The sequence below is a fragment of the Shewanella sp. 5S214 genome, from assembly GCF_041439795.1.
In the GTDB taxonomy this organism is placed as follows: Bacteria; Pseudomonadota; Gammaproteobacteria; order Enterobacterales; family Shewanellaceae; genus Shewanella; species Shewanella vesiculosa.
In genome coordinates this window covers 31,375-54,313 of sequence record NZ_JBGOOV010000003.1, presented here as the reverse complement: position 1 = coordinate 54,313, position 22,939 = coordinate 31,375, and the positions used below count along the sequence as shown (strand labels likewise).

Sequence of the window (22,939 nt, the reverse complement as noted above, 5' to 3'; positions counted from 1 at the left end):
TTAGACAGTAGACATTAAAATACCAGCAACATTTCGCAGGCAACACAGTGACAATCTTCACCACATAATACGCAAATATAATCTTCGCCCATATAACGTTGATGCCAGCGCTGAGGATGTTGCTTGATCAGCTTACCACCTGCCTTGGTAAAATAACGCACCGCAGCATTATTAGGGCTTTGCTGCCATAAATGACTCACTCCCGCCTTAGCGCCTTGTGCCATGACTGCCGCTTTAGAGGCTGCTAACAACTTACCACCAAGCCCTTGACCGCGGCCAGATTCAGCAATAGTGTTTGATTTGAAATAACACACATCATTAAAATCAACGCCCCATCGATCAACAGTGCACCATTGATCTTGCGGCCATTGTCCTGCGGCATACGTTAACCGAAAGCCAATAAGTTGTTCATTTTCAAGTGCGACAAAATTGGCATTAATGCCCTTTTTTATCCCTTTATGGTAAATAGCTGTTAGTTCAGCCAAATCCATATAGCCACTTCCGTGGACGATTTCACCTAAGTTGATCACCGCGTCAAAGTCAGTGGCAGTAAGCTCTCTAATCATATTCATTTTATTATTGTGAGTGTTAACACACTTTAGCACACGCCTATATTAGCGGCTACGATGTTAAGCCTTTGTAATAAATTGGCAAAAATTAGTTGAGACTCCTTATTCATACGGGTCGCAATTAAATAAAGAATTTTGATTATGATCCTATACTAGATCATCCAAATCCATGACAGCTTGAACATTGGCCAGCAAACATCTACAGACAAAGTTTTAGAGTTTACCTCTCTTGAACATGGCAAAATAGGCTCACAAATTGGCCGTTCATGCCCTGCGTTACACTCCCACCGGATGCCAAAGTCAAATCATCAATGCACTCCACAATGGTCAAAAATACTTGTTAGTGCGCGACTCTGGCGCAGGTATACCCTTGATGCTCTTAAACAATTGCCGATAATCACATTGTCGTTTAACGCTAATCAAAGCCTGCCACAGTTCGGCGTAGGGCTGCCATCATCAGACAGTTATTAGGCTTATTGAAATATATAATTGGAATACACAGTCAACTGAGTGTAGGCAGTGAATTTAAGATAGAGCTTGGAACGCAGAGTTAGAGGTTGAATTTGTTGTGATTGAAAACATGAGGATCTCAACACTTTTAGTTGAATATAAAGGTACTTATAATAAATGAATTTCTTGGGCTCTAATTGGGACCAAATATAAAGTAGCCAGCCATTACTGGTATTAATATAATGACAAACGAGCACATAAAATATATAGCTCTTTTTTTATCACTTTTAGAAGTAAACTTCTGAACAGAATCTTCATCTATAGCTTGTGCAGCCTTTACTTTAACCGGTAAGAGCATTGCTACAGCATAACTCGGAATTCTCATCCCCATATTATCCCATTCCGGTATGCTTCCACCTGAAGCCTTAATTTTCTTCTCTATAGGGTGGACGGTCATTTGCGCAAAAACCAAATAAGCTATAAAGAAATTGACTAACGGAATACAGCAACACAACCAAAATATACTTTCATAATTTTCCATCATCAATTACCAATTACTGCTTGCATCATAAAGTTTACCCGTAATTTTTTTACCTGCTGTATCGAAACCCAATCCAACAAGGAAACCAACAGAAGCGGCTGCACCAACACCAATCACAACAGCCCATCCAACTGGTGTAAATGCTAGCGCAATACCAACTCCAATGCTATAAGCACTACCTGCTGCGACAGTTCCAGCGCGAAACCTCCAGAAAAAACCAATCTGAGTTGAACAAGTGCTTAAGCGGAGCCACTAACCATTGCAGTAAGCATATAAATTTCTACCTGTTTAGTTTTTAGTTTTCGTCAAAAAAAGCGAATAGAATATTGCAAATAATAAAAAAATAACAAGAGAAGTTATAGTATAAATAGCTCTGATACGATCATTTTTAGTTGCAAATTTTCGTACCGAATTTTCATCCACCATTTGTGCAGATGTTTCTTTAATACTATATATCAAAGAAAAGGCATAACTCGAGATACGAATTCCCATACTGTCCCATTTGGGTAATTCTCCTCCTGAACTCTTAATTTTTTTCTCTAAAGGATGAACAGTCAATTGTGCAAATATTAGTAGTGATACACCAAAGTTTATCATTACTAAAACACTGATAATTACAAATAGATCTTTATACTCAAACATTTAAAATCACCAGCCACTGCTTAACTCATAAACAGATCCTGTTATACCTTTCCCAAACTGGTCAGCTAAAAATCCAGCAGATGCTCCCACTCCAACACCAATAACCACAGCCCATCCTGCGGGCGTAAACGCTAATGCAATTCCTACCGCAACGCCATAGACACCAGTTGTTGTAGCAGTTCCTGCAGCAAATCCCATAGAAAAACCGACAGTTTCTTGCAAAGCCTGTTTTTCCCAATTACCGCCGCTCTCAAAGGTATCCCTTACTCCTGTCGCTCGAGAGTGAACATCCAGCAGTAATAGAGCATTACCACCAAATTTAGCTGCGCCAGCAAATTTACTTAATGATCTTAGCTCTTTTGCAGACGAAATTTGAATCGGTTTAGTCGTTCTAGCACTTTTGGCCTGATTAAGGCCACGATCAGCATTGTTCCAAATACTCGCCTTACGAGCTCTTGAGCTAGCTAGTCGTTTTGAAATTTCATTGTGAAACTGTGTATTTAACCGACTATGTAACTGCCGCGCCGTTTGTTCAAACTTAAGGACTTCTAGCTTTGGCATTTTTGAAAGGTAAGCATTTCGCACGTTTTCAAGCGCCATTTGGTATTCTTTTATTACGTTTTGTAATTGTGATAAATGATGACCCATAGCACCGATGGATGCTCCCATCATTGCTTTATTCTGCTCTGCAAAAAAATCTTTTGGTAAACTATCTAGCTGTTGATCATAGAAATCAGATAATGCTAATAGCATATCAGGCCCAACAGCTGCGTTAACCTGCGCAATGGTTTGTCTTTGATGTAATGGTTTAGTTTTAAATTTACCTAATTCATTATTCAATAAATGGTCTTGAGTATATGCTGTTTTAAAACTATCCATGAAGTTAACTTGTGGAACACCTGGAGCCTGAAAAGTTGCTTCTAAGATTGATGGTGTGTATTAGAACTAAGACCTGTTATCCGCCCTTTAGGGCAAATACAAATTTCAATTGGCATAATATCTTCCTTGATTAATTAAGTGCACATTTTAAATAAACGTTATGTTTGAACCACAATCTATAGCTCAAATGTAATTACGGATAATTTTATTATGTTTAACCTTTTCGTTCCATAGTCATAAATAACTATGATAAAAGCAGGGCCTACTCAAAAATGATAAGTATATTTTAACTGGCTATGTTAGAAAAACATCAAACAACTTTTAATTTTGGCAACAAAAAAGCGAATCCGAAGATTCGCTTTTTTTGTTAGTCAGTACCACTAAATTACTTGTGGTATTTACCAGACAACTCATGCACAGAATTGATAAATGCACCTGCATGTTCAGGATCAACATGTTGATGAATGCCATGGCCTAAGTTAAATACATGGCCAGTACCTTCACCGTAACTTGCTAGAATTTGATCAACTTCTTGATGAATACGCTCTGGCGTAGCATACAACATTGATGGGTCCATGTTGCCTTGTAAAGCCACTTTATGACCTACGCGGCGACGAGCATCACCAATATCAACAGTCCAATCTAAACCTAATGCATCACAACCGGTTTCAGCCATAGACTCTAACCATAATCCGCCGCCCTTAGTGAACAAGGTAACAGGCACTTTACGGCCGTCAGCAAAACGGGTTAAACCATCAACAATTTTTTGCATGTAACGTAATGAGAACTCACGGTAAGCGTGATGCGATAATGCACCGCCCCACGAGTCGAATATCATTAACGATTGTGCGCCATTAGCCACCTGAGCATTAAGATATAACACTACTGAGTCTGCTAACTTGTCTAATAACATGTGCAATGCAGCAGGTTCTGCATAGGCCATGCGCTTAATTTTTTCGAAGGTTTTGCTTGAACCACCTTCAACCATATAAGTGGCTAAAGTCCAAGGTGAACCAGAGAAACCGATTAATGGCACTGAACCATTTAATTCACGGCGAATGGTGCTCACAGCACGCATTACATAACCTAGCTCGTCTTCTGGATCAGGAATAGATAATTTTTTAATGGCATCAATTGTGTCAGTTGGACGCTCAAAACGAGGACCTTCACCCGCTTCAAAGTACAAGCCTAGGCCCATTGCATCTGGCACAGTCAGGATATCTGAGAATAAAATCGCAGCATCTAAATCATAACGACGTAATGGCTGTAATGTCACTTCACAAGCGAGTTCCGCATTACGACATAACGACATAAAGTCACCAGCCTGGGCACGAACTTCTTTGTACTCAGGTAAATAACGGCCTGCTTGACGCATCATCCAAACTGGAGTGACATCGACTGGCTGCTTTAGCAACGCACGTAAATAACGATCATTTTTTAATTCTGCCATGTGGACTTTGTTCCTAGACTGTTATGATTTCTGCTGGGCGTTAGTTTAGCACTTACGCGATTAATGTAACCACTGATGCCGAATTTATGTGAGCTAATCCTAAATCTATTGGCGATTTTATTAGCACAACCGCCCTTATGCTCACAAAACGCACAACTCTGATGTGTAAATCGCAATTTATCGGATTAAAAGTTGCGTCGAGTTATCGGGTTTGGTATAAAAAGTGTGCGCTAGCAAGAACAATCAAGAAGCCCGACACATCGAGCCTTTGAAAACTTAGTTACCCCGTGATGGCATGCCCATCACGGGGTTTTTTATGAGTGTGGTTTTAATATCTGATGTCTTTTGCACAAAAGTGGCTTATTCCTAGGCAAATAAAATAAAACAGTTGATCGTTATATACTTTGTCCAATACATTAGTTGTTATAGAAAAACGGCTAATTAGAGAGAAAACATGCTAACTAAATTAGAAAAAGCAGAGAAACGCTGGGGTGGTTCTCATAATTTGATCGACCAATGGATTAATCATCGCCGTAAATTATTGATCCAATATTTTATCGTTGCAGGTTTAGCACCCTATTCTCGTAGCGAAAAATCACTTCCTAGCATGGATCAAGTAAAACAGTTTTGCGCTCAATTAGTTGATTATGTTTCGGAAGGCCACTTTGAGGTGTACAACAATGTTGTTAAAGCCTGTGAAAAGTTTGGTGAAGCCAGTATAGAAACCGCTAACGGCTTATTGCCAATGATAAGTGAAAGCACTGACATCGCATTAGACTTTAATGATAAATATACCGATGCGGTAGACGAGCAAGTATTGTATCAACTCGACAACGATTTATCCCATTTGGCACAAGCAATGGAGTCACGTTTCGAATTAGAAGATGAGCTAATAGAACTACTATACCAACGCCTTCCTTAAGTGAAATGGTTTCTTAAAAGTGCGACGTTTACGCACTTTTAAATGCCGTGGGAATTTTACCACAACAAGTTTATATTACTGCCAATATTATTGACGCTTACGCCAGTTTTCAGGTATCTCAACTTGTGACCATAATTGTTGACATAACTCTTGCGGTTGCTGCCAATCCCCCATTTTTATCCACTCAGCCAATGCATCTCCTATTTGCGGATACGCGATAGGCTTAGGAGATGGACTTTTCAACCAGCGTTTCAGCACCACAGGATCTAACGTTTGCATACTATCTGCGGCGGCGAGTAATTGTAACGCTGCAACATTGGCTGATTGCTCATACTGTCCCTGTAGAGGTTTAACTAATAATTTCTTACCTAATGTCATCGCTTCACTGGCTAACTCAAAACCAGCATTACCCATAACGCCACCGCACTGCGCCATGTGCTGCTTAAAACCATCGCGATCAAAGCCATGCCAATGAATGTGATCCGATAACGGTTTCAAAGGTTGTGTACTGTGATAAACAAAAAAGTGGTATTGATCAAAGGGTGCTAAAAATTCAGCGACGCTATCGGCATCCTCAAACGGTAAATACACTAGAATTTGATGACTATGATCGCCGCCATTGGGTGAGACCTCAACAAAAGGAGGTAAAATAGGAAAGCCAAAGTGATGCCAGTGACAGCCTAAAGCAATATCAACTGGAGCAAAATGTTTCAGTAAATACTCATTAAACCAGCTATTACCTTGTTTAGGCACAGGATATTGTAATGCCGCCTGATGACTAATGGCAATTGATGGAACATTTTGTTGCTTTGCAGCCCAGGCACTCACGGGTTCAAAATCATTCAACACTAAATCATAACCTGATAAATCTAACTGTTTTATCTCAGATAAAATTGAGGTTTTCATATTAGACATGACCGTTTTTGCAGTATTAACACGGCCACTTTCAGTCACGAATGTCATACCATTTCGAGTCTGATAATCGCCAAAGCATTGCATATCGAAATAATGTTGGGGTGCGCGACCAGAGAATAGAAAATCAACATCAATATTCTGTTGCTTAAGCGCTTTAGACATCACACGAGCGCGACTGATATGACCATTCCCAGTGCCTTGAACTCCGTACAAAATTTTCATGTTAGCTCACTTTCCTTGACGGCTTGTTAATTAAGATTGCAAGACGCTACACTGGTTACCACATACGCTGTGGCACTATGAAGAATTACCATATATGTCGCTATAATATGAATTGTTCAACAAATAATACGCTTGCGATCCCTAACCCTGCTCCAGCAATAATATCCATAGGGTAGTGCACTCCAAGAGAGATACGTGAAATGCCGACAAAGCACGCCCAGGCAAAGGCTACTGGGGCCAAGGCAGGAAAAACCACATTGATGACACTAGCAAATAAAAATGCACCTGCGGTATGCCCTGAAGGTAAACTAAATTTGTCTGAAGGCTCATAACTTGACGTAAAACCGGCTAATGCGTGACATGGACGATGACGTCGAATAGTATTTTTCAACAATAAATACAACGGAAATTCAACGACAAAACTGCCAAGTGCCAAATTAAAAAAATGCTGCCCATTTGGATGAAGAAATAATAATGCGACAGATAGATACGCATAATAATGTCCATCACCTGTTGCTGACACACGCTTAGCCGCCACATTTAAGCCGTTATCTCGGCTAAACTGTACAATCCAATAAAAACAATATTTATCTAACTGACTAATACTCATCTTCATGTTTGCCTCCATGCCAAATGTCAGCAATATTATTGCGCTAATATTAGTCTGACTAAAGTTATGTATTTGTTAACAGTCTGAATAATAGAGTGAGGGAATGAACGCGAGGTGACAGTTAGCCTAAGGTTTTGTGACAGCTGAAATGAATCAACGGTCTGCCGAGATATGTTAGCTCATCACTAGTCAAGATGAGCGTCGTCAAAGTGTGTTGGACTATACCGCTAACTAATACAATCAATAGCAGATGATTAATTCCCATAAAAATACCCCCGCATACAAGTATGCGGGGGTATTTTTAGAAGCTTAGCGTAAGTGGAGTCAACCCACTTTGACAAACGTTATGCCGTTTGCGCCTGCTGACCTTTATTACGATAGATCTTCACTAAGTGATAAATATTAATACATGCAACAAAGGCATTCATGCCCGCCACTGGCCACGCTTCAATTGCATATCCATAAGCAACAAAAAAAGCACAACCGGTAAAATTTAACCATCTTAGTAAAATGATGTCTTTCATCATCAGAGAAATGGCAACCATAACTGATGCAACATACCCTAAGATTTCAATAATATTGATATTTTCCATAAGAACCTCTGTATCAGGCTCTCTGCCTTCCGTAAGCGTAACGAGGATTCCATGCCCCTAAAGCTAGCATTATTTTGTAAACTAACATTAATTAATCTACCAATATGCTAACAAACTGCTGAGTAAAAATGTAATTAAAAAACGTATTAGGATGACCTAAATCAACATATATCAACTAATACATTCAATTTGAAAGAAAATTACTTCCAAATCTGATCCCTGTTCTGTATTTAGGTCAATGGCATATTTAGGCATATGTAACACCATAAGTTGATTTATAACAATCCGGTGATTGATAAGGCTTTTATTTTCATAAAAAGCTCATATAATTCATTTAACTTTGCTTTACCCAGCATTTTACCTTTGCTGTCCAACAGGAGTTAAATATGGAATACAACACCTCAGAACTTTGCGACATGTATATAGATGTAGTCGATGTCGTTGAACCAATGTTCAGTAACTACGGTGGTTGCAGCTCCTTCGGTGGCTCAATCAGTACAATTAAGTGTTTTGAAGATAATGGTCTGATTGCAGAAGCCTTAGAAGAAGACGGTGAAGGTAAAGTATTACTTGTTGATGGCGGTGGCTCATTAAGACGCGCTCTGCTTGATGCCAGAATAGCTGAACTAGCTGTTGCCAATAACTGGGAAGGTATTCTCATTTACGGTTCAGTGCGCGATGTTGATGCTCTTGAAGAACTTGATATTGGTATTCAGGCACTTGCTTCAATTCCTGTGGGAGCTGAAAGTAACGGAGTAGGCGAAATCGAAATTCCAGTTAATTTTGGTGGCGTAACCTTCTTACCTGGTGACCATATCTATGCCGATAACACCGGTGTTATTTTATCGCCAGAACCATTAGATATTGATTAATGACTTCATAGCCGATTTCGCTTTGTAAAAAGCTGGCAAACGATTACTTTAAAAACCAGCTATGCTGGTTTTTTTATGGCTATACCTAAGCGACCTGAATATGCTTAGTTCAGCAAAAATAGCTTGGTTGTTAGACAAAGTAATCATTTTCATGGATTAGTTATTCTCCATCTAGAATGGTTAACGCAAGCTGTCGGCCAAAAACACTGGCCCTTTGGAGTCCATCATCGGCCCTGTTTCGTGGTCTAGAAATGCATGCAATGACAGCGTCATTAGATTGTATTTTTAACTCGAATTGAAACCGATGATGAGACTCTGAATCTTGTCTTTCAGGTAATTTGGAGAATCATCATGTTTAGTGCATTTACCCAACAGCACTGCGATAGCTTATTAACCTTGCGGCCTAATGAAACAAAACTCGGTCAGCAAGTTTATCTGGCATCGACACAATGGTCATTAGCACAAAATGCCCAGCAGGCTAAATCTGCTGGCGCACAGTTTGCCATTATCGCCATTGCAGAAGATGTTGGACCAAGGGCTAATTTAGGCCGGGGTGGAGCGGATGATGCCTTTATCGCCAGCATGCAGCAGTTGTTAAACTTACAGTCCAATCGCTTTTTTAATGGCAATGAATGTGCCATTTTGGGGCAAATTAGTCTTGACCATTCGCTACCAATAACAGCGAGTATTGAACAATTACGTGATGCAACTGCGCAATTAGATGACATCGTTATTACTGCGATAAGTGATGTAATGCAAGCCGGGCTAGAACCTATCGTCATTGGCGGCGGCCACAACAATGCCTATGGATTATTGATGGCGACTAAGGCTATTACAGGCTTACCCGTTGCAGCGGTAAACCTTGATCCTCACAGTGACTTTAGACCGCGTGAAGGCCGCCACAGTGGTAATGGGTTCAGTTACGCGGCAGCTAATGGCGCCCTCGACCATTATCATATCCTCGGATTGCACGAGCTAAAAAACAGCGAACAAACCCTAGAACAACTGAGTTTGTTTGGCGCTACATGGAACAGTGTTCAACAAATTTGGATCCGGCGTGAACTGTCACTTGAAACAGCATTAAAACAGATCGCTAAATCATTAAATCAAACCCAATTGCCAGTAGCATTAGAGCTTGATGTCGATGCGATTGCCAATATGCCTAGCAGCGCGGCTACCTTTGCCGGTATTCCACTCCTCGATGCCTGTCATTATGTGCACTATATCGCTAAGCATTGTTCATGTCGTTATGCTCATTTTGCCGAAGCCGCTCCAGCATGTCATCACGCAGGGATAGATGCGGGATATCGCGATGTAGGCCAAAGTCTAAGCGAGCTAATCTATGCATATATCCAGGGACGACTAACTTGTCTCAATTAGAATCAGTAGCAGCTATTCATTAAACACTAATTTTATGCTCTAATGCAGTGCAAATTTTTAGCCCTAATAGTGGATATTTATTGAGGCTAATTGGCGCGAAGATCATTGCTATGTTCAAGTTGATGTGGAATGTATATTAGGTGTAAAGCAAGACAACTAATTGATTGTTGTCACACTCTCACACCGCAACATTTCAGCAATCATTCGCAATGGCATACACTTGCTATTAATAATCGCACATTATAGGAATATACCGATGTCTGAAGGCGAACCAAAAAACACTCATTTTGGATATAAAACTGTCGAAGCCGATAAAAAAGCAGACTTAGTCGCTGATGTGTTTCATTCCGTCGCGGCAAAATACGACATTATGAATGACGTAATGTCTTTTGGTATTCATCGCTTTTGGAAGCGTCACACTATTGAAGTCGCTGCAGCTCGCCCAGGAATGAAAGTGCTGGATTTAGCCGGTGGAACAGGTGACTTAACCGCTAAGTTCTCTCATTTAGTTGGCGAACGTGGCCAAGTGGTACTTGCCGATATTAATGATTCTATGCTCAAAGTGGGTCGCACTAAATTACGCGACAAAGGCATAGTCAATAACGTCAGCTATGTACAAGCTAACGCTGAAGCACTGCCGTTTCCAGATAACCATTTTGATATCATTACTATTGCGTTTGGTTTACGTAATGTAACCGATAAAGATGCCGCGTTACGCTCGATGAAGCGCGTCTTAAAACCGGGTGGGAAACTTTTAGTATTGGAATTTTCTACCCCAAAACATGAGTTAATGCGCAAAGTGTACGACATGTACAGCTTTAAAGTATTGCCAAAAATGGGCGCGATAATCACCAAAGATGCTGACAGCTACGAATACCTAGCTGAATCTATTCGTATGCACCCAGACCAAGAAACCCTTAAGCAAATGATGATAGATGCTGGGTTTGAGCAAGTTGACTACACCAATATGACAGACGGCGTTGTCGCATTGCACAGAGGTTATAAGTTCTAATGATACCTAATCACTTTGCTTTGCTAACTTGTGCCGCGATAGAAACCGCTTTTAACCAACTGCCAGCACAGGCTAAAAGTGACTATGCGCGACAAAAATCATTGCACGGCAAAGTATTTTGTATCCAGTTAAGCCAGTTAAATTGGCCTATTTACTTAGTATTTGCTAAGCAAGTTCAAGTGCTTAGCCATTATGAAGGTGACGTTGCGGTAACTGTGCGCGCTGATATATCGACTTTATATCAGCTTACCGAAGGTGCCAACTTAACTGAGCTCATCAAACAAGATAAGCTCAGCTTGCAAGGTGATATTCAATTATTACAATCATTAAGCCACTATTTACAGCACATTCATGTTGATTTTGCCGAGCCAATATCACGCTATATCGGTGATGCTCCGACACATAAAATTGTCTCTAGCGCCAAACAATTTAGCCATGATATTAAACAAGTCATCCATAAAACACGCTCGCACATCAGCCAGTTAACCACTGAAGAATATCGTCTGGCACCGCATAAAATTGAATGGCTACATTTTCGTGATAATCTGGATGAGCTCGTTAGCCAAACCGATAGTATTGAAGCCAAAATAGCCCAATTAAGAGAAAACATAACTCAATGACAACTGCAAGTATCAGGCGTGGTTACCATGTCATTAAAACCATTTTACATTTTGGCTTAGATGACCTAATTCCTCGACACAAAAAGCCCTGGTATTTCTCAATCCTGCGCAATAGTCTGTTTTGGATCCGCAATAAACACAAAGATAAATCACCTGCCGAACGCTTAAAACTGGCGATGCAAGATTTAGGGCCTGTGTACATCAAACTAGGGCAGATGCTGTCGACTCGTCGAGATTTACTTGACGACGAATGGGCTTATCAATTGGCTATGCTGCAAGACAGAGTACCGCCGTTTGATTCCGCTTTAGCACGCCAAGCAATCGAAGCTGAACTGGGTGCACCCATCACGACCTACTTTGATGATTTTAACGATACTCCATTAGCATCGGCATCAATTTCACAAGTGCATACCGCAACCTTAAAATCTAACGGTAAAGCTGTGGTGCTTAAAGTATTACGCCCAAATGTTGAGCAGCAAATTTTAGCTGATCTCCAGTTAATGACGCAAACAGCCAATATCCTGGAAGCAATATTAGGTGAAGGTAATCGTTTACGCCCTGCTGAAGTGATTGAAGATTATCAAACCACTATTTTGGGCGAGCTAAACCTTAAACTCGAAGCACTTAACGCCATCAAGCTGCGCAATAATTTTATTGATTCCAATTCGCTGTACGTGCCATTTGTATACGAAGAACACAGCTACCAACGATTAATGGTCATGGAACGTATTTACGGTATTCCAGTTTCTGATACCGAAGCGCTTCGCGCACAAGGAACCAACTTTAAACTGCTTGCCGAACGCGGCGTAGAACTCTTTTTTACTCAAGTATTTCGCGATAATTTTTTCCATGCCGATATGCACCCGGGTAACATCTTTATTAGTCGTGAACATCCAGACGACCCATTCTATATAGGCCTAGACTGCGGCATTATGGGCACCTTAACCGAGGTGGATAAGCGCTATCTTGCAGAAAACTTTTTAGCCTTTTTTAATCGCGACTATCACCGGATTGCTCAGCTGTATATTGAGTCTGGCTGGGTGTCAGAACACACAGATATCATTGCTTTTGAACAAGCTGTAAAAGTAGTGTGCGAACCCATGTTTAACAAACCACTTGATGAAATTTCATTTGGCCATGTATTGCTGGAGCTGTTTAGAACAGCTCGCCACTTTGATATTGTGGTGCAACCACAGCTGGTATTATTGGAAAAAACCTTACTGTATATTGAAGGTTTAGGCCGCCAGTTATATCCACAATTAGATTTATGGCAAACGGCAAAACCCTTCCTAGAAAACTGGATGTCTGAGCAAGTCGGCCCTAAAGCCATGTTCAAAAAAGTCAAATCCAATGCACCGTTTTGGGCCGATAAACTCCCCGAATTTCCTGAACTGATTTATGATAACTTAAAATTAGGCCGTAAATTACTCGGCACCCAACAGCAGATGCTAGATAAGTATTTAAAATATCAGCAAAAATCTCACAAAAGTAATTATCTACTTATCACTTCTGCTGTATTATTGATCTGTGGCACAATTTTATTTACTCAGATAGCTACACTATGGCCAGCGTATACCTGTATTAGTGTTGGTATATTAATTTGGGCGGTAGGATGGCGATCTAGACCAAAGAATCGTAAATTTTAGCTAGCACTAATTTATGAGACGTTCATAATACTTAAAGAATTGGGTGGTATTGTGGATTTTGAAATAATTTTTTTACAAAAACCATTTTTTATTTAAAGAGGATAATCTTCATGGGCGGCATCAGTATTTGGCAGCTTCTAATCGTAGCGTTAATTGTCATTCTATTATTTGGAACTAAAAAATTACGTTCTTTGGGCGGTGATTTAGGCGGGGCAGTAAAAGGCTTTAAAAACGCCATGACACCAGAAGATGAAAGTAAATCATTAGAAGATAAAGACAAGACAGCAGCGACCTCGCAACAGGCTGACGAAAAGCAACCTGAATCTAAAGATAAACAGGCGTAATTTATTATGTTTGACGGTATCGGCTTTATGGAGCTGCTGCTGATCGGTATTTTGGGGCTAGTGGTTCTCGGCCCCGAAAGACTTCCGATTGCAGTGCGTTCAGTAACGGGTTGGATCCGCGCACTCAAGCGCATGGCTAACTCTGTCAAAGATGAACTTGAACAAGAGCTTAAAATTGATCAGTTGCATGCTGATTTAAAAAAAGCGGAAAGCAAAGGTTTATCTGGTTTATCGCCAGAGCTACAAGAATCAATTGATCAGTTAAAAAAAGCGGCTGCATCTGTGAATAGACCTTACAAAGTTGAAGACACATCACCTGTTACTCCAGCAAAACCAACTGAACCTTCGGCCCCTGTCGCAGAAGCTAAGTCATCAGAAGTGACTAGCGAAAGCAGCTCAACCCCTAAATAAAACGGATAATTCATGTCGCAACAGCAACCGCTTATTAGCCATTTGCTTGAATTACGTAATAAATTGCTTAAAGCCATTGGCAGCGTATTACTGGTATTTATTGCTATTGTGTATTGGGCCAACGATATTTATCACTACATCGCCCTACCATTAATGCGATCGCTGCCAGCAACAGGTAGCATGATTGCAACCGACGTGGCTGCACCCTTTTTTGCACCATTTAAACTAACATTGGTGTTAGCATTTTTCATTGCCATTCCCTATGTCCTTTATCAAGTATGGTCGTTTGTTGCCCCTGGGTTATACAAACATGAAAAGCGCTTAGTCGTGCCCTTATTGGCTAGTAGCACCTTGCTGTTTTACCTTGGAATAGCCTTTGCTTACTACATCGTTTTTCCGGTTGTTTTCGGCTTTTTTACCAGCGTAGTTCCTGAAGGCGTTCAAGTCGCTACTGATATCAGCAGTTATTTGAGTTTTATTTTAAAGCTGTTTTTTGCTTTTGGTTTAGCCTTTGAAATTCCAGTAGCAGTGGTTTTACTTTGTTGGGCGGGTGTCACTACACCTGACGAGTTACGTCAAAAACGTCCTTATATCGTTGTCGGCGCCTTTGTTATTGGTATGATACTGACACCACCAGATATTATCTCGCAGACTATGCTAGCAATCCCAATGCTGTTATTGTTTGAAGGTGGGCTAATCGCTGCACGTTTTTACAGTAAAAATGAAGATGATGAGCCAGAGAACGAACAAGCTGATAGTTAGGCAATAGCACAAGTCTCTAAGGCTCAGAAGCAAATAATAATGAGGAACAATCAATGCGTTTAAGTTTAATTGCTGCTGGGATCATATTGATGTCAGCTAATGCATATGCCAATACTAATCTTGGTCAGCAGCTGTCTATATGCGCCGCTAAAACCGACAAAACGGCGCGATTGACCTGTTATGACACATTAGCGGCGAATGTTGAAACCCTTACTCACCCAACAGCCATTGTCGCTACGACAAAATCCACCGCTATAGAAGTATTACAACCGACTCCAACACCTGTAACTCAAACTCAGGTCGAAACTGTGAATACTTTTGGTCTATCTAAAAAAGCATTAGAGAAACAAATTAACAAAATTTATTCGGAAGTACTAGCAGTTAAAAAAGGTCCGTATGGCAAATTAACAATTACTCTCTCTAATGGCCAAGTTTGGAAACAAAATAGTCCTGAGCGTTATCGAATCAAAAAGGGTCAACACATATTCATTGAAACGGGTGCATTAAACTCGTTTTTATTAGGCAGTGATGATCGTAATGCGACGACTCGAGTTAAACGATTAAAGTAGCCTGATTACTTTGATTATGATGACATGACTCAATACATCGACATTGCTGTCAATCTGCTTAGCGAAAGGCTCAAGCACGATATTGACACTGTTATTAATGATGCGGCGAAACACCATGTTTCGCCGTTAATTGTTATTGGCAGCGATCTCGATGAAAGCACTGAAGCCATATCAACCTGCCAACAATATCCGCAACAACTCTACTGTACTACCGGTGTTCATCCCCATCATGCATCCTCTTGGGATCAACACAGCAAAACACGTTTAACACAACTTGTGCAGCAAGATACTGTGGTGGCGATTGGTGAGTGTGGCCTTGATTACAACCGTGACTTCTCTCCAAGAGCTGCCCAAAGAAAAGCATTTTCCGCCCAATTAGAACTGGCTTGTGAACTCAATATGCCGGTTTTAATGCATTGCCGTGAAGCCCACAGCGACTTTATTGCCATAGTAAATGAATATCGAACTCAACTTCCAAATGCTTTACTTCACTGCTTTACGGGTAACAGAGATGAGTTGATTGAATGCCTAGACACAGATTTATATATTGGTATTACGGGGTGGATTTGTGATGAACGCCGAGGCCAAGATTTAGCAAAACTAGTACCTTTTATCCCCAATAATCGCATAATGGCAGAAACAGATAGCCCCTATTTATTACCGCGCAGCATGCGACCTAAACCAAAATCGAGTAAGAACCTACCCCAATACTTACCTTATATTGTTGAGTATATGGCTAATTTACGTCAACAGTCGCCGATATTACTAGCGCAACAATGTTACCAAAACAGTTGTGATTTTTTCCAACTACCTATGGTTCTACACACGAGTAACGACGCATTATGAGCATAAAATATCGTTGTTTGACGCTGTACAATCAATATCATGTTAGGATTATTGTTGGACTTTTGTTACTGCTCATTAGCCAAAGTAGTTGGTCTAATACCCTTTACCCTACTCCGCTGCGGCTAACCGCTAATTCCATCACCAAAATTGAATTGCAAGACTGGGTATATGCCAATCAAAGTAACGACATTGAAACCCTAAGCCAATTATTACAACAGCCAGAAAATAGCTGGAAAAAGCTCAACACAGATCAACCCTATAAAATAGGCGTTAAAAACTATTGGGTGAGTTTTAGTATATTTACCCCCAATGATCATCTTGCACGCATTATTGCCTTAGACAATCCTTTGCTCGACAGCATTAAAATATACCACCTGATTAATGGGGAACTGGTCAGCACTGAAGTCATGGGAGATACATTACCGTTTAAGCAACGGCCATTACAAAGTAATATTTTTTTATATCCCGTTAACTTTGAACCTGGTGATACCCATACTTTTTATCTCAAAATCGATAATAAAGGTACCATCAGCTTACCATTGATATTGTGGTCATCGAATGATCTTACCCAACTGACCGAAACCAAGAACTTGTTCAGTGGCATGCAAATAGGTGTACTACTTGCGATTTGCTTGTTCAGTTTATTCATTGCACTTGCTTCTGCATCTTTTAGTTACAGTTATTACAGCGGCTATGTATTAGGGCTCACGATACTCTCGGCGTCAATACACGGAGTATCATTTCGCTATTTGTGGCCTCAATGGCCCATTATGCAGCAGTATATTTTCATTATTGTTATCCCCTTAACCCTGGGATTTTCATTGATGTTTACTGAGAAAGTTTTACAACTTAAATATCATAATCTGAAAATGTTACGTATATGCCGCATCATGGCAGTACTGAGTTTTGGGTTAACGATTGTCATGCCATTTATTAATTACAGCTCTGCCCTGTATGTATTGGTATTTGTGGTATTAACAATCAGTACTATCTTGATGGCATTCTCATTGATCCAAGCCTTCGGCGGCCAACGGAATGCCCCTTTATACGCCATTGGCCGTATGGGATTTATGTTGGGTTGTATTGTTACAGGGCTCATTTATCTTGGCCTGTTCTCTACCAATATATCGCCGCAAATACCCATAATGCTAGGGCTGACCTTTGAAGTTATTACTATGGCTGCAGTGCTTGCGTTACGCTATAACGATGAACGAAAAGCCAAATTTGAGATCCAGCAACACACGTTAGAACAAGCCCAAAAATTGCGTGAAACCCGCGAAGAAGCACTTCGAAGTGAAGCAGAGAACAGTGAAAAATTGGAAAAAATGGTACAAGAGCGTACCCTTGAGTTAGAAATTACCTTGCGCGAACTGAGTGAGGTTAATCAAAAGCTCACTGAGCAAAATACTATCGATAGCCTGACTGGGGTAAAAAACCGCAGCGCTTTTGATCGCCGTCTCATTGCTGAAGGTCGTATTAGCCGTCGTCAGCAAACACCAATGTCTTTGCTAATGATTGATATCGATAAATTTAAAAATATTAATGACAAATATGGACACCTTGGTGGCGACCACACCATAAGAGCAATAGCCAACACACTGTCTGAATACGTAAAACGTCCAACGGATCTCGTATCACGTTTTGGTGGTGAAGAATTTGCTATTATTTTACCTTGCACAGATATTGAAGGTGCTCTGCTCGTTGCAGAGCAAATTCGCCAAGCCGTTAGTGAACTCAACATAGTACACAATGAAGACACAATACCCGTTACTGTTAGCATTGGTATTAGCGAGACCATTATCGACAGTGATGAGCATCCAATGTTATTACTAGAACAAGCAGATAAAGCCCTGTATCAAGCTAAACGCAGTGGTCGAAACCAAGTCTGCTATTACCAGCGTGAAACAGACACGATCTAAACCAGGAGTCGAAATTGAATATTATTACCAGTGCTTTTCCACAGCGCAGAATGCGCCGCATGCGTAAACATGAATTTAGCCGTCGTTTAATGTCTGAGAATACTTTAACCGTTAACGATCTGATTTATCCAATGTTCGTGTTGGAAGGTTTTCAACGTTCAGAGAAAATTGCTTCAATGCCGGGTATCGAGCGTTTTTCAGTTGATCTATTATTAAAAGAGGCCGCTGAACTGGTTGAACTTGGTATTCCACTTATCGCGTTATTCCCGGTAACACCGGCAGATAAAAAGAGCTTACTTGCAGAAGAGTCTTATAATCCTGATGGTTTAGTACAACGTGCAGTACGTGAATTAAAGCAAGCATTCCCACAGCTTGGCATCATGACTGACGTCGCCTTAGATCCTTACACGACTCATGGGCAAGACGGTATCATTGATGATACGGGTTATATCCTCAATGACATCACTACAGACATTTTAGTCAAACAAGCGCTATCACATGCTGCTGCAGGTGCTGATATTGTCGCGCCATCAGACATGATGGACGGTCGTATTGGCGCAATTCGCCAAGCTCTAGAAGCTAATGGCTTTGTGAATACCCAAATTATGGCTTATTCCGCTAAATATTCATCCAGCTATTATGGACCATTTCGTGATGCTGTCGGATCGGCTAGCAACCTAAAAGGTGGCAATAAACACAGTTATCAAATGGATCCTGCCAATAGCGACGAAGCATTACATGAAGTGGCATTAGATATCCAAGAAGGTGCCGACATGGTAATGGTTAAGCCCGGTATGCCATATCTAGACATAGTACACCGCGTTAAAACAGAATTAGCGGTACCGACTTTTGCTTATCAAGTCAGCGGTGAATACGCCATGCACATGGCTGCTATCCAAAACGGTTGGCTTGCAGAAAAATCCATTGTCATGGAGTCGTTACTTTGCTTTAAACGCGCTGGTGCCGATGGTATTTTAACCTACTTTGCTAAACGCGCGGCCCAGTGGCTTAAAGAGCAAAACCAATAAAACTCGCTTATTGAGGTATTAAGCCAATCCATTCAGGGTTGGCTTTTTATTTTATACTCCAGACTCTGCACTAGCATTAACCCTATTGAGTAAGTGAATCCTCCTATTATCGTGATCAGCATTGCATCATAAGCTATCGCCTCTTAACAGACTTGATTAAGCATGCTTGAATACACTCAAGTACAGTATTTTCTTCTTAAGCGAGACATTATCATGCACAATAACGTTAGAACATTATTGGCCACAACCGCACTCTTTTTCAGTACCCAAATGTTGCCTATGGCCGCATCAGCAAATCCTGGATGCGCATTTGAAAAAGATCAACAAGGCTTTATTGCAACATGCAGCGAGGAGAAACAAGAAGTGATTTTAACTGGCATAATCCAACCACACACTCTAACAACTCAATTACCAGGCTATGCTGAAGGGTTCACTAATTATCAAGTTGATGCGCAAGCCATCGATGTACTCAAAGCCATTAAACAACCGATACAAATAGTGGTGATTATTGGCACTTGGTGTCCAGACTGCCATCGCGAAACACCGCACTTTATGCGAATTATTGAAGCGGCAGCCAATCCCAACATTGAGGTTGAATACATTGGTGTCGACCGAAACAAGCAGGATCCTGAAGGTTTAGCGGCAAAATACGCATTCAGCCGAATTCCAACGTTTATCGTTAAACAACAGGGCAATGAGCTAGGTCGTATCGTTGAACGCCCGCAAGCCACATTAGAAGCCGATTTAGTTGAGATTTTAAAGTAGTGATGTAAATGACTTATTTAACTCAAATATCGTCATCACTTAAATAATCAAAAAAGGTCGCCATGGGCGACCTATTTTTTTATTGCGCTTATGTCAGCCACTACATCGATGCTTTAGCGGCGATACGATCGGCTAACAGTTGTAATACACCTTCACGAAGTGCACCACCAGCAAGATGTAAACGACTAATAGAAAGACTTTCAAATAGCGCGATTAATATTGCCACTCCCGCCGCAAATGTAGGAGCTTGTTCGGCATTTAAGCCCTTAATGCCACTAAGCCTGGCATCTGCTTGCGATAATATTTCATCACGAAAAGCATACAAAATCTTAAGGGTAATCACTTCTGGGCGTTGTCTGTGCTGTAATACAGATACGACTGATTGCACAGCTCCAGAAGCGCCGACAACACTTTGCCAACCTAAGTCGAGCAACTGAGGCCGACATTCAGCCAAAATATGATTAACATAGTCTATTGCCTGTTCAACATCGATGATTTGTAGTGGTGTTTGACTAAAAAATCGTTGATTAAACAGCACACATCCCATTGGCAGGCTGGTTTTAAACAGCACGTTACTACCGTCACCAATAATAAACTCGGTACTGGCACCGCCAATATCTATCACTAACCGGCGCCCCTCACCTTTAGTGGTGGCCACCATGCCTTGATAAATGAGTTCAGCTTCACGTAGCCCTGAAATCACCTCAATGGGATGCTGTAAAATAGGCATCGCACGTTGATGAAATTCATCGGCATTACCAATAACACGCAATGTCGCGGTAGCAAATACGGCAACGTTAGCACTATTAATATGGTGTTGCTTTAACATCTGGGCAAACATGGCCAAGCATTCTAAACCACGCTGCATAACATGTTCAGACAACATGCCATCGTCACCTATACCTTCGGCAAGGCGAACTTTACGTTTATATTTAGCGATAACAATCGGTTTATTTCCCACCGAATTAGCCACCAACATATTAAAACTGTTAGAACCTAATGTTATCGCCGCATAGGGTTGAGATACTGTTAGCATTGACTATGGTCTACGGGTCCTATGACGTGGAGGACGCGAAGTATTGCCGCCACTACGATGCGCACCTTTACTCGCACCATCGCGTGAGCGAGATGGCGCAGGCTTGCGGTGAATACGAACCGGTGCAGGAATATCATCCAATAGTGCATCTCGATCGTAATTAGATACGGGAATTGAATGATTGATATAGGTTTCAATTTCGGGAAGATTTAATGCATATTCTTCACATGCAAAACTCACCGAAATGCCTTTTTGTCCTGCGCGGCCTGTACGGCCAATACGGTGCACATAATCTTCACAATCATCTGGTAAATCATAGTTATACACGTGTGACACATCAGAAATATGCAAGCCACGAGCGGCAACATCTGTTGCAACTAATAAATCTAAATCACCAGAGGTAAATTGCTCAAGAATACGAATACGCTTCTTTTGTGGAACATCACCAGTTAACAAACCCACTCGATGACCATCACCTTCTAAATAAGACCACAGTTTTTCACAGCTGTGTTTTGTGTTCGAAAACACAATCGCTTTATCTGGCCAATCTTCTTCGATTAAGCTCAGTAATAAACGCATCTTGTCTTCCATTGACGGATAGAAAATTTCCTCTTTGATATTTTTAGAGGTTTTTTCTAATGGTTCAATTTCAACTTTTTCAGGGTCGTTCATATGATCATAAGCTAGTTCCTGCACTTTCATTGAAAGCGTGGCAGAAAACAACATATTTAAGCGTGACTTAGCATCAGGCATTCTGCGGAATAAAAAGCGAATGTCTTTAATAAAACCAAGGTCAAACATACGGTCAGCTTCATCAAGCACTACTGCTTGAATGTGGCTTAAACTGATGACACCTTGACGAACATAATCAATAATACGCCCTGTGGTACCAATCAGAATATCAACGCCTTTGTCTAATACTGCACGTTGAGTTTCATAGCTTTCGCCACCGTAAACAATACCGACTTTGAGTCCGGTATGTGCCGCTAATAAATTAGCGTCTTTGGCTATTTGTATTGCTAACTCACGGGTTGGCGCCATTATAATAGCGCGAGGTTCTGTTACTTTGCGACCCTCTGGTGCAGCAACGGTTAATAAATGGTTAAACGTGGCCACTAAAAAGGCCATGGTTTTACCTGTACCGGTTTGGGCTTGTCCGGCAATGTCTTTTGCATTAAGTAATATTGGTAAAGATAACGCCTGAATGGGCGTGCAAAACTCAAAGCCGTTCTCGTTTAACGCCGCTAGTACTTCGGGCTTTAAAGGGAAGTCGGCGAATTTCTTGGTCGATAAATGTGTTTGGCTCATAGCACAAGCATACCTGTAGGGGTTGCAAAAAAAGATTCGATCGTTTGAAATAGCTACATTACTAAAACGGTCTCTTGAAAAGCTATTTAACTGACCCAATATACATGGTAAGCCATTAATAAACTAGCAATGGAACCAAATCTGGAGAACAACATGAGCGATAAAATTGTATACCTAAGCGATGACAGCTTTGAAAACGATGTAATAAAGTCTGAAACACCAGTATTAGTAGACTTCTGGGCTGAGTGGTGTGGTCCTTGTAAAATGATTGCTCCAATTCTCAACGACGTTGCTGAAGAATATGTAGGCAAACTGACCGTAGCAAAACTTAACGTTGACCAAAACAGCGTTTCACCAGCTAAATACGGCGTGCGCGGCATTCCAACATTGTTAATATTTAAAGCTGGCGAGTTGGTAGCAACCAAAGTGGGTGCATTATCAAAGACGCAACTAAAAGAATTCATTGACGCTAAAATCTAATCAGAAGTAGCTAAAAATGTTAAATGGCACAAGTTTTAAACAATTTGTGCCATTTTTAGTTTTTATTTAGTCTAAATTTCTGGACGGCCAACACATAAAGTGCTAATTTAATCATCAGATTTTTTCAATTAACCTCTTCTCGCTTATC

The 22,939-nt window shown here is 40.8% G+C and carries 25 protein-coding genes; 15 read left to right on the top strand and 10 right to left on the bottom strand.

What is annotated here, in order from left to right:
• Window positions 1–14: 14 nt before the first annotated feature.
• The 5 genes from ACED29_RS02605 to hemE all read right to left on the bottom strand — a co-directional run bounded on the left by ACED29_RS02605 (window position 15) and on the right by hemE (window position 4,531).
• The gene (locus ACED29_RS02605) at window positions 15–566 is read right to left on the bottom strand and encodes a GNAT family N-acetyltransferase (RefSeq protein ID WP_371696956.1); all 552 of its coding nucleotides are present in this window, start codon (window positions 564–566) and stop codon (window positions 15–17) included.
• A 646-nt stretch (window positions 567–1,212) separates the two neighbouring features.
• Window positions 1,213–1,560: a hypothetical protein gene (locus tag ACED29_RS02600; RefSeq protein WP_182698425.1), complete on the bottom strand. Its 348-nt coding sequence runs from the start codon at window positions 1,558–1,560 to the stop codon at window positions 1,213–1,215.
• Between the two features lie 288 nt (window positions 1,561–1,848).
• Window positions 1,849–2,202, bottom strand: coding sequence for a hypothetical protein (locus tag ACED29_RS02595; RefSeq protein ID WP_371696954.1), 354 nt, complete (start codon window positions 2,200–2,202; stop codon window positions 1,849–1,851).
• 6 nt (window positions 2,203–2,208) lie between these two features.
• Window positions 2,209–3,081: a hypothetical protein gene (locus ACED29_RS02590; RefSeq protein ID WP_371696952.1), complete on the bottom strand. Its 873-nt coding sequence runs from the start codon at window positions 3,079–3,081 to the stop codon at window positions 2,209–2,211.
• Between the two features lie 385 nt (window positions 3,082–3,466).
• Window positions 3,467–4,531: a uroporphyrinogen decarboxylase gene (gene hemE, locus ACED29_RS02585; RefSeq protein ID WP_182698426.1), complete on the bottom strand. Its 1,065-nt coding sequence runs from the start codon at window positions 4,529–4,531 to the stop codon at window positions 3,467–3,469.
• A gap of 454 nt (window positions 4,532–4,985) precedes the next feature.
• Here hemE and rsd point away from each other — a divergent pair, with 454 nt between their 5' ends.
• Window positions 4,986–5,453 carry a sigma D regulator gene (gene rsd, locus ACED29_RS02580; protein WP_124017266.1) on the top strand — a complete coding sequence of 156 codons (468 nt, stop codon included), beginning with the start codon at window positions 4,986–4,988 and terminating at the stop codon, window positions 5,451–5,453.
• Between the two features lie 87 nt (window positions 5,454–5,540).
• On the opposite strand, the gene ACED29_RS02575 is transcribed toward rsd, so the two are convergent.
• The 3 genes from ACED29_RS02575 to ACED29_RS02565 form a co-directional block, all read right to left on the bottom strand.
• Window positions 5,541–6,590 (bottom strand): MJ1255/VC2487 family glycosyltransferase, encoded by a 1,050-nt coding sequence (locus tag ACED29_RS02575; RefSeq protein ID WP_371696951.1) that lies wholly within the window; start codon window positions 6,588–6,590, stop codon window positions 5,541–5,543.
• Between the two features lie 100 nt (window positions 6,591–6,690).
• The gene (locus ACED29_RS02570; RefSeq protein ID WP_182723352.1) at window positions 6,691–7,206 is read right to left on the bottom strand and encodes a phosphatase PAP2 family protein; all 516 of its coding nucleotides are present in this window, start codon (window positions 7,204–7,206) and stop codon (window positions 6,691–6,693) included.
• A gap of 338 nt (window positions 7,207–7,544) precedes the next feature.
• Window positions 7,545–7,793, bottom strand: coding sequence for a YgjV family protein (locus ACED29_RS02565; RefSeq protein ID WP_124017264.1), 249 nt, complete (start codon window positions 7,791–7,793; stop codon window positions 7,545–7,547).
• A 386-nt stretch (window positions 7,794–8,179) separates the two neighbouring features.
• On the opposite strand from ACED29_RS02565, the gene rraA reads away from it, so the two are divergent.
• From rraA to ACED29_RS02500, 13 genes are all read left to right on the top strand, one after another.
• Window positions 8,180–8,665, top strand: coding sequence for a ribonuclease E activity regulator RraA (gene rraA, locus ACED29_RS02560; RefSeq protein WP_124017263.1), 486 nt, complete (start codon window positions 8,180–8,182; stop codon window positions 8,663–8,665).
• Between the two features lie 351 nt (window positions 8,666–9,016).
• A complete protein-coding gene (locus ACED29_RS02555; RefSeq protein WP_371696950.1) occupies window positions 9,017–10,045 on the top strand; it encodes a formimidoylglutamase in 1,029 nt (342 codons plus the stop codon).
• Window positions 10,046–10,301: 256 nt separating this feature from the next.
• Window positions 10,302–11,057: a bifunctional demethylmenaquinone methyltransferase/2-methoxy-6-polyprenyl-1,4-benzoquinol methylase UbiE gene (ubiE, locus tag ACED29_RS02550; protein WP_124017261.1), complete on the top strand. Its 756-nt coding sequence runs from the start codon at window positions 10,302–10,304 to the stop codon at window positions 11,055–11,057.
• Window positions 11,057–11,677, top strand: coding sequence for an SCP2 domain-containing protein (locus ACED29_RS02545; RefSeq protein ID WP_371696949.1), 621 nt, complete (start codon window positions 11,057–11,059; stop codon window positions 11,675–11,677). The genes ubiE and ACED29_RS02545 overlap by 1 nt, the downstream gene beginning before the upstream one ends.
• Window positions 11,674–13,323: a ubiquinone biosynthesis regulatory protein kinase UbiB gene (ubiB, locus tag ACED29_RS02540; RefSeq protein ID WP_182755747.1), complete on the top strand. Its 1,650-nt coding sequence runs from the start codon at window positions 11,674–11,676 to the stop codon at window positions 13,321–13,323. Before ACED29_RS02545 ends, ubiB begins: the two co-directional genes overlap by 4 nt.
• A 110-nt stretch (window positions 13,324–13,433) precedes the next feature.
• Window positions 13,434–13,667 carry a Sec-independent protein translocase subunit TatA gene (tatA, locus tag ACED29_RS02535; RefSeq protein WP_124017258.1) on the top strand — a complete coding sequence of 78 codons (234 nt, stop codon included), beginning with the start codon at window positions 13,434–13,436 and terminating at the stop codon, window positions 13,665–13,667.
• Window positions 13,668–13,673: 6 nt separating this feature from the next.
• Window positions 13,674–14,078: a Sec-independent protein translocase protein TatB gene (tatB, locus tag ACED29_RS02530; protein WP_124017257.1), complete on the top strand. Its 405-nt coding sequence runs from the start codon at window positions 13,674–13,676 to the stop codon at window positions 14,076–14,078.
• A gap of 12 nt (window positions 14,079–14,090) precedes the next feature.
• Window positions 14,091–14,840, top strand: coding sequence for a twin-arginine translocase subunit TatC (gene tatC / locus ACED29_RS02525; RefSeq protein WP_124017256.1), 750 nt, complete (start codon window positions 14,091–14,093; stop codon window positions 14,838–14,840).
• A gap of 53 nt (window positions 14,841–14,893) precedes the next feature.
• The gene (locus ACED29_RS02520) at window positions 14,894–15,409 is read left to right on the top strand and encodes a hypothetical protein (protein WP_371696948.1); all 516 of its coding nucleotides are present in this window, start codon (window positions 14,894–14,896) and stop codon (window positions 15,407–15,409) included.
• 24 nt (window positions 15,410–15,433) lie between these two features.
• A complete protein-coding gene (locus tag ACED29_RS02515) occupies window positions 15,434–16,255 on the top strand; it encodes a TatD family hydrolase (protein WP_371696946.1) in 822 nt (273 codons plus the stop codon).
• A complete protein-coding gene (locus tag ACED29_RS02510) occupies window positions 16,252–18,174 on the top strand; it encodes a diguanylate cyclase (RefSeq protein WP_371696944.1) in 1,923 nt (640 codons plus the stop codon). The genes ACED29_RS02515 and ACED29_RS02510 overlap by 4 nt, the downstream gene beginning before the upstream one ends.
• A gap of 14 nt (window positions 18,175–18,188) precedes the next feature.
• Complete coding sequence (gene hemB / locus ACED29_RS02505; protein ID WP_124017252.1) at window positions 18,189–19,202, top strand: porphobilinogen synthase; 1,014 nt, start codon at window positions 18,189–18,191, stop codon at window positions 19,200–19,202.
• A gap of 213 nt (window positions 19,203–19,415) precedes the next feature.
• Complete coding sequence (locus ACED29_RS02500; RefSeq protein WP_182741634.1) at window positions 19,416–19,967, top strand: thioredoxin family protein; 552 nt, start codon at window positions 19,416–19,418, stop codon at window positions 19,965–19,967.
• Between the two features lie 100 nt (window positions 19,968–20,067).
• Here the strand turns inward: ACED29_RS02500 and ACED29_RS02495 are convergent, their stop codons facing one another.
• A complete protein-coding gene (locus tag ACED29_RS02495; protein ID WP_182741620.1) occupies window positions 20,068–21,003 on the bottom strand; it encodes an exopolyphosphatase in 936 nt (311 codons plus the stop codon).
• A gap of 3 nt (window positions 21,004–21,006) precedes the next feature.
• Window positions 21,007–22,311 (bottom strand): ATP-dependent RNA helicase RhlB, encoded by a 1,305-nt coding sequence (gene rhlB / locus ACED29_RS02490; RefSeq protein WP_124017250.1) that lies wholly within the window; start codon window positions 22,309–22,311, stop codon window positions 21,007–21,009.
• Between the two features lie 153 nt (window positions 22,312–22,464).
• Here rhlB and trxA point away from each other — a divergent pair, with 153 nt between their 5' ends.
• Window positions 22,465–22,791 carry a thioredoxin TrxA gene (gene trxA / locus ACED29_RS02485; RefSeq protein WP_371696943.1) on the top strand — a complete coding sequence of 109 codons (327 nt, stop codon included), beginning with the start codon at window positions 22,465–22,467 and terminating at the stop codon, window positions 22,789–22,791.
• Window positions 22,792–22,939: the final 148 nt, after the last annotated feature.

What these genes read in the sequence shown, in the direction of transcription:
- ACED29_RS02500 (WP_182741634.1), top strand. Translation starts at nt 19,416, where the DNA reads ATGCACAATAACGTTAGAACATTATTGGCCACAACCGCACTCTTTTTC.
- ACED29_RS02605 (WP_371696956.1), bottom strand. Translation starts at nt 566, where the DNA reads ATGATTAGAGAGCTTACTGCCACTGACTTTGACGCGGTGATCAACTTA.
- ACED29_RS02515 (WP_371696946.1), top strand. Translation starts at nt 15,434, where the DNA reads ATGACTCAATACATCGACATTGCTGTCAATCTGCTTAGCGAAAGGCTC.
- tatC (WP_124017256.1), top strand. Translation starts at nt 14,091, where the DNA reads ATGTCGCAACAGCAACCGCTTATTAGCCATTTGCTTGAATTACGTAAT.
- ACED29_RS02555 (WP_371696950.1), top strand. Translation starts at nt 9,017, where the DNA reads ATGTTTAGTGCATTTACCCAACAGCACTGCGATAGCTTATTAACCTTG.
- ACED29_RS02590 (WP_371696952.1), bottom strand. Translation starts at nt 3,081, where the DNA reads ATGGATAGTTTTAAAACAGCATATACTCAAGACCATTTATTGAATAAT.
- rsd (WP_124017266.1), top strand. Translation starts at nt 4,986, where the DNA reads ATGCTAACTAAATTAGAAAAAGCAGAGAAACGCTGGGGTGGTTCTCAT.
- ACED29_RS02510 (WP_371696944.1), top strand. Translation starts at nt 16,252, where the DNA reads ATGAGCATAAAATATCGTTGTTTGACGCTGTACAATCAATATCATGTT.
- ACED29_RS02600 (WP_182698425.1), bottom strand. Translation starts at nt 1,560, where the DNA reads ATGGAAAATTATGAAAGTATATTTTGGTTGTGTTGCTGTATTCCGTTA.
- ubiB (WP_182755747.1), top strand. Translation starts at nt 11,674, where the DNA reads ATGACAACTGCAAGTATCAGGCGTGGTTACCATGTCATTAAAACCATT.
- trxA (WP_371696943.1), top strand. Translation starts at nt 22,465, where the DNA reads ATGAGCGATAAAATTGTATACCTAAGCGATGACAGCTTTGAAAACGAT.
- ACED29_RS02565 (WP_124017264.1), bottom strand. Translation starts at nt 7,793, where the DNA reads ATGGAAAATATCAATATTATTGAAATCTTAGGGTATGTTGCATCAGTT.
- ubiE (WP_124017261.1), top strand. Translation starts at nt 10,302, where the DNA reads ATGTCTGAAGGCGAACCAAAAAACACTCATTTTGGATATAAAACTGTC.
- hemE (WP_182698426.1), bottom strand. Translation starts at nt 4,531, where the DNA reads ATGGCAGAATTAAAAAATGATCGTTATTTACGTGCGTTGCTAAAGCAG.
- ACED29_RS02595 (WP_371696954.1), bottom strand. Translation starts at nt 2,202, where the DNA reads ATGTTTGAGTATAAAGATCTATTTGTAATTATCAGTGTTTTAGTAATG.
- ACED29_RS02545 (WP_371696949.1), top strand. Translation starts at nt 11,057, where the DNA reads ATGATACCTAATCACTTTGCTTTGCTAACTTGTGCCGCGATAGAAACC.
- ACED29_RS02570 (WP_182723352.1), bottom strand. Translation starts at nt 7,206, where the DNA reads ATGAAGATGAGTATTAGTCAGTTAGATAAATATTGTTTTTATTGGATT.
- rraA (WP_124017263.1), top strand. Translation starts at nt 8,180, where the DNA reads ATGGAATACAACACCTCAGAACTTTGCGACATGTATATAGATGTAGTC.
- rhlB (WP_124017250.1), bottom strand. Translation starts at nt 22,311, where the DNA reads ATGAGCCAAACACATTTATCGACCAAGAAATTCGCCGACTTCCCTTTA.
- tatA (WP_124017258.1), top strand. Translation starts at nt 13,434, where the DNA reads ATGGGCGGCATCAGTATTTGGCAGCTTCTAATCGTAGCGTTAATTGTC.
- tatB (WP_124017257.1), top strand. Translation starts at nt 13,674, where the DNA reads ATGTTTGACGGTATCGGCTTTATGGAGCTGCTGCTGATCGGTATTTTG.
- ACED29_RS02495 (WP_182741620.1), bottom strand. Translation starts at nt 21,003, where the DNA reads ATGCTAACAGTATCTCAACCCTATGCGGCGATAACATTAGGTTCTAAC.
- ACED29_RS02520 (WP_371696948.1), top strand. Translation starts at nt 14,894, where the DNA reads ATGCGTTTAAGTTTAATTGCTGCTGGGATCATATTGATGTCAGCTAAT.
- ACED29_RS02575 (WP_371696951.1), bottom strand. Translation starts at nt 6,590, where the DNA reads ATGAAAATTTTGTACGGAGTTCAAGGCACTGGGAATGGTCATATCAGT.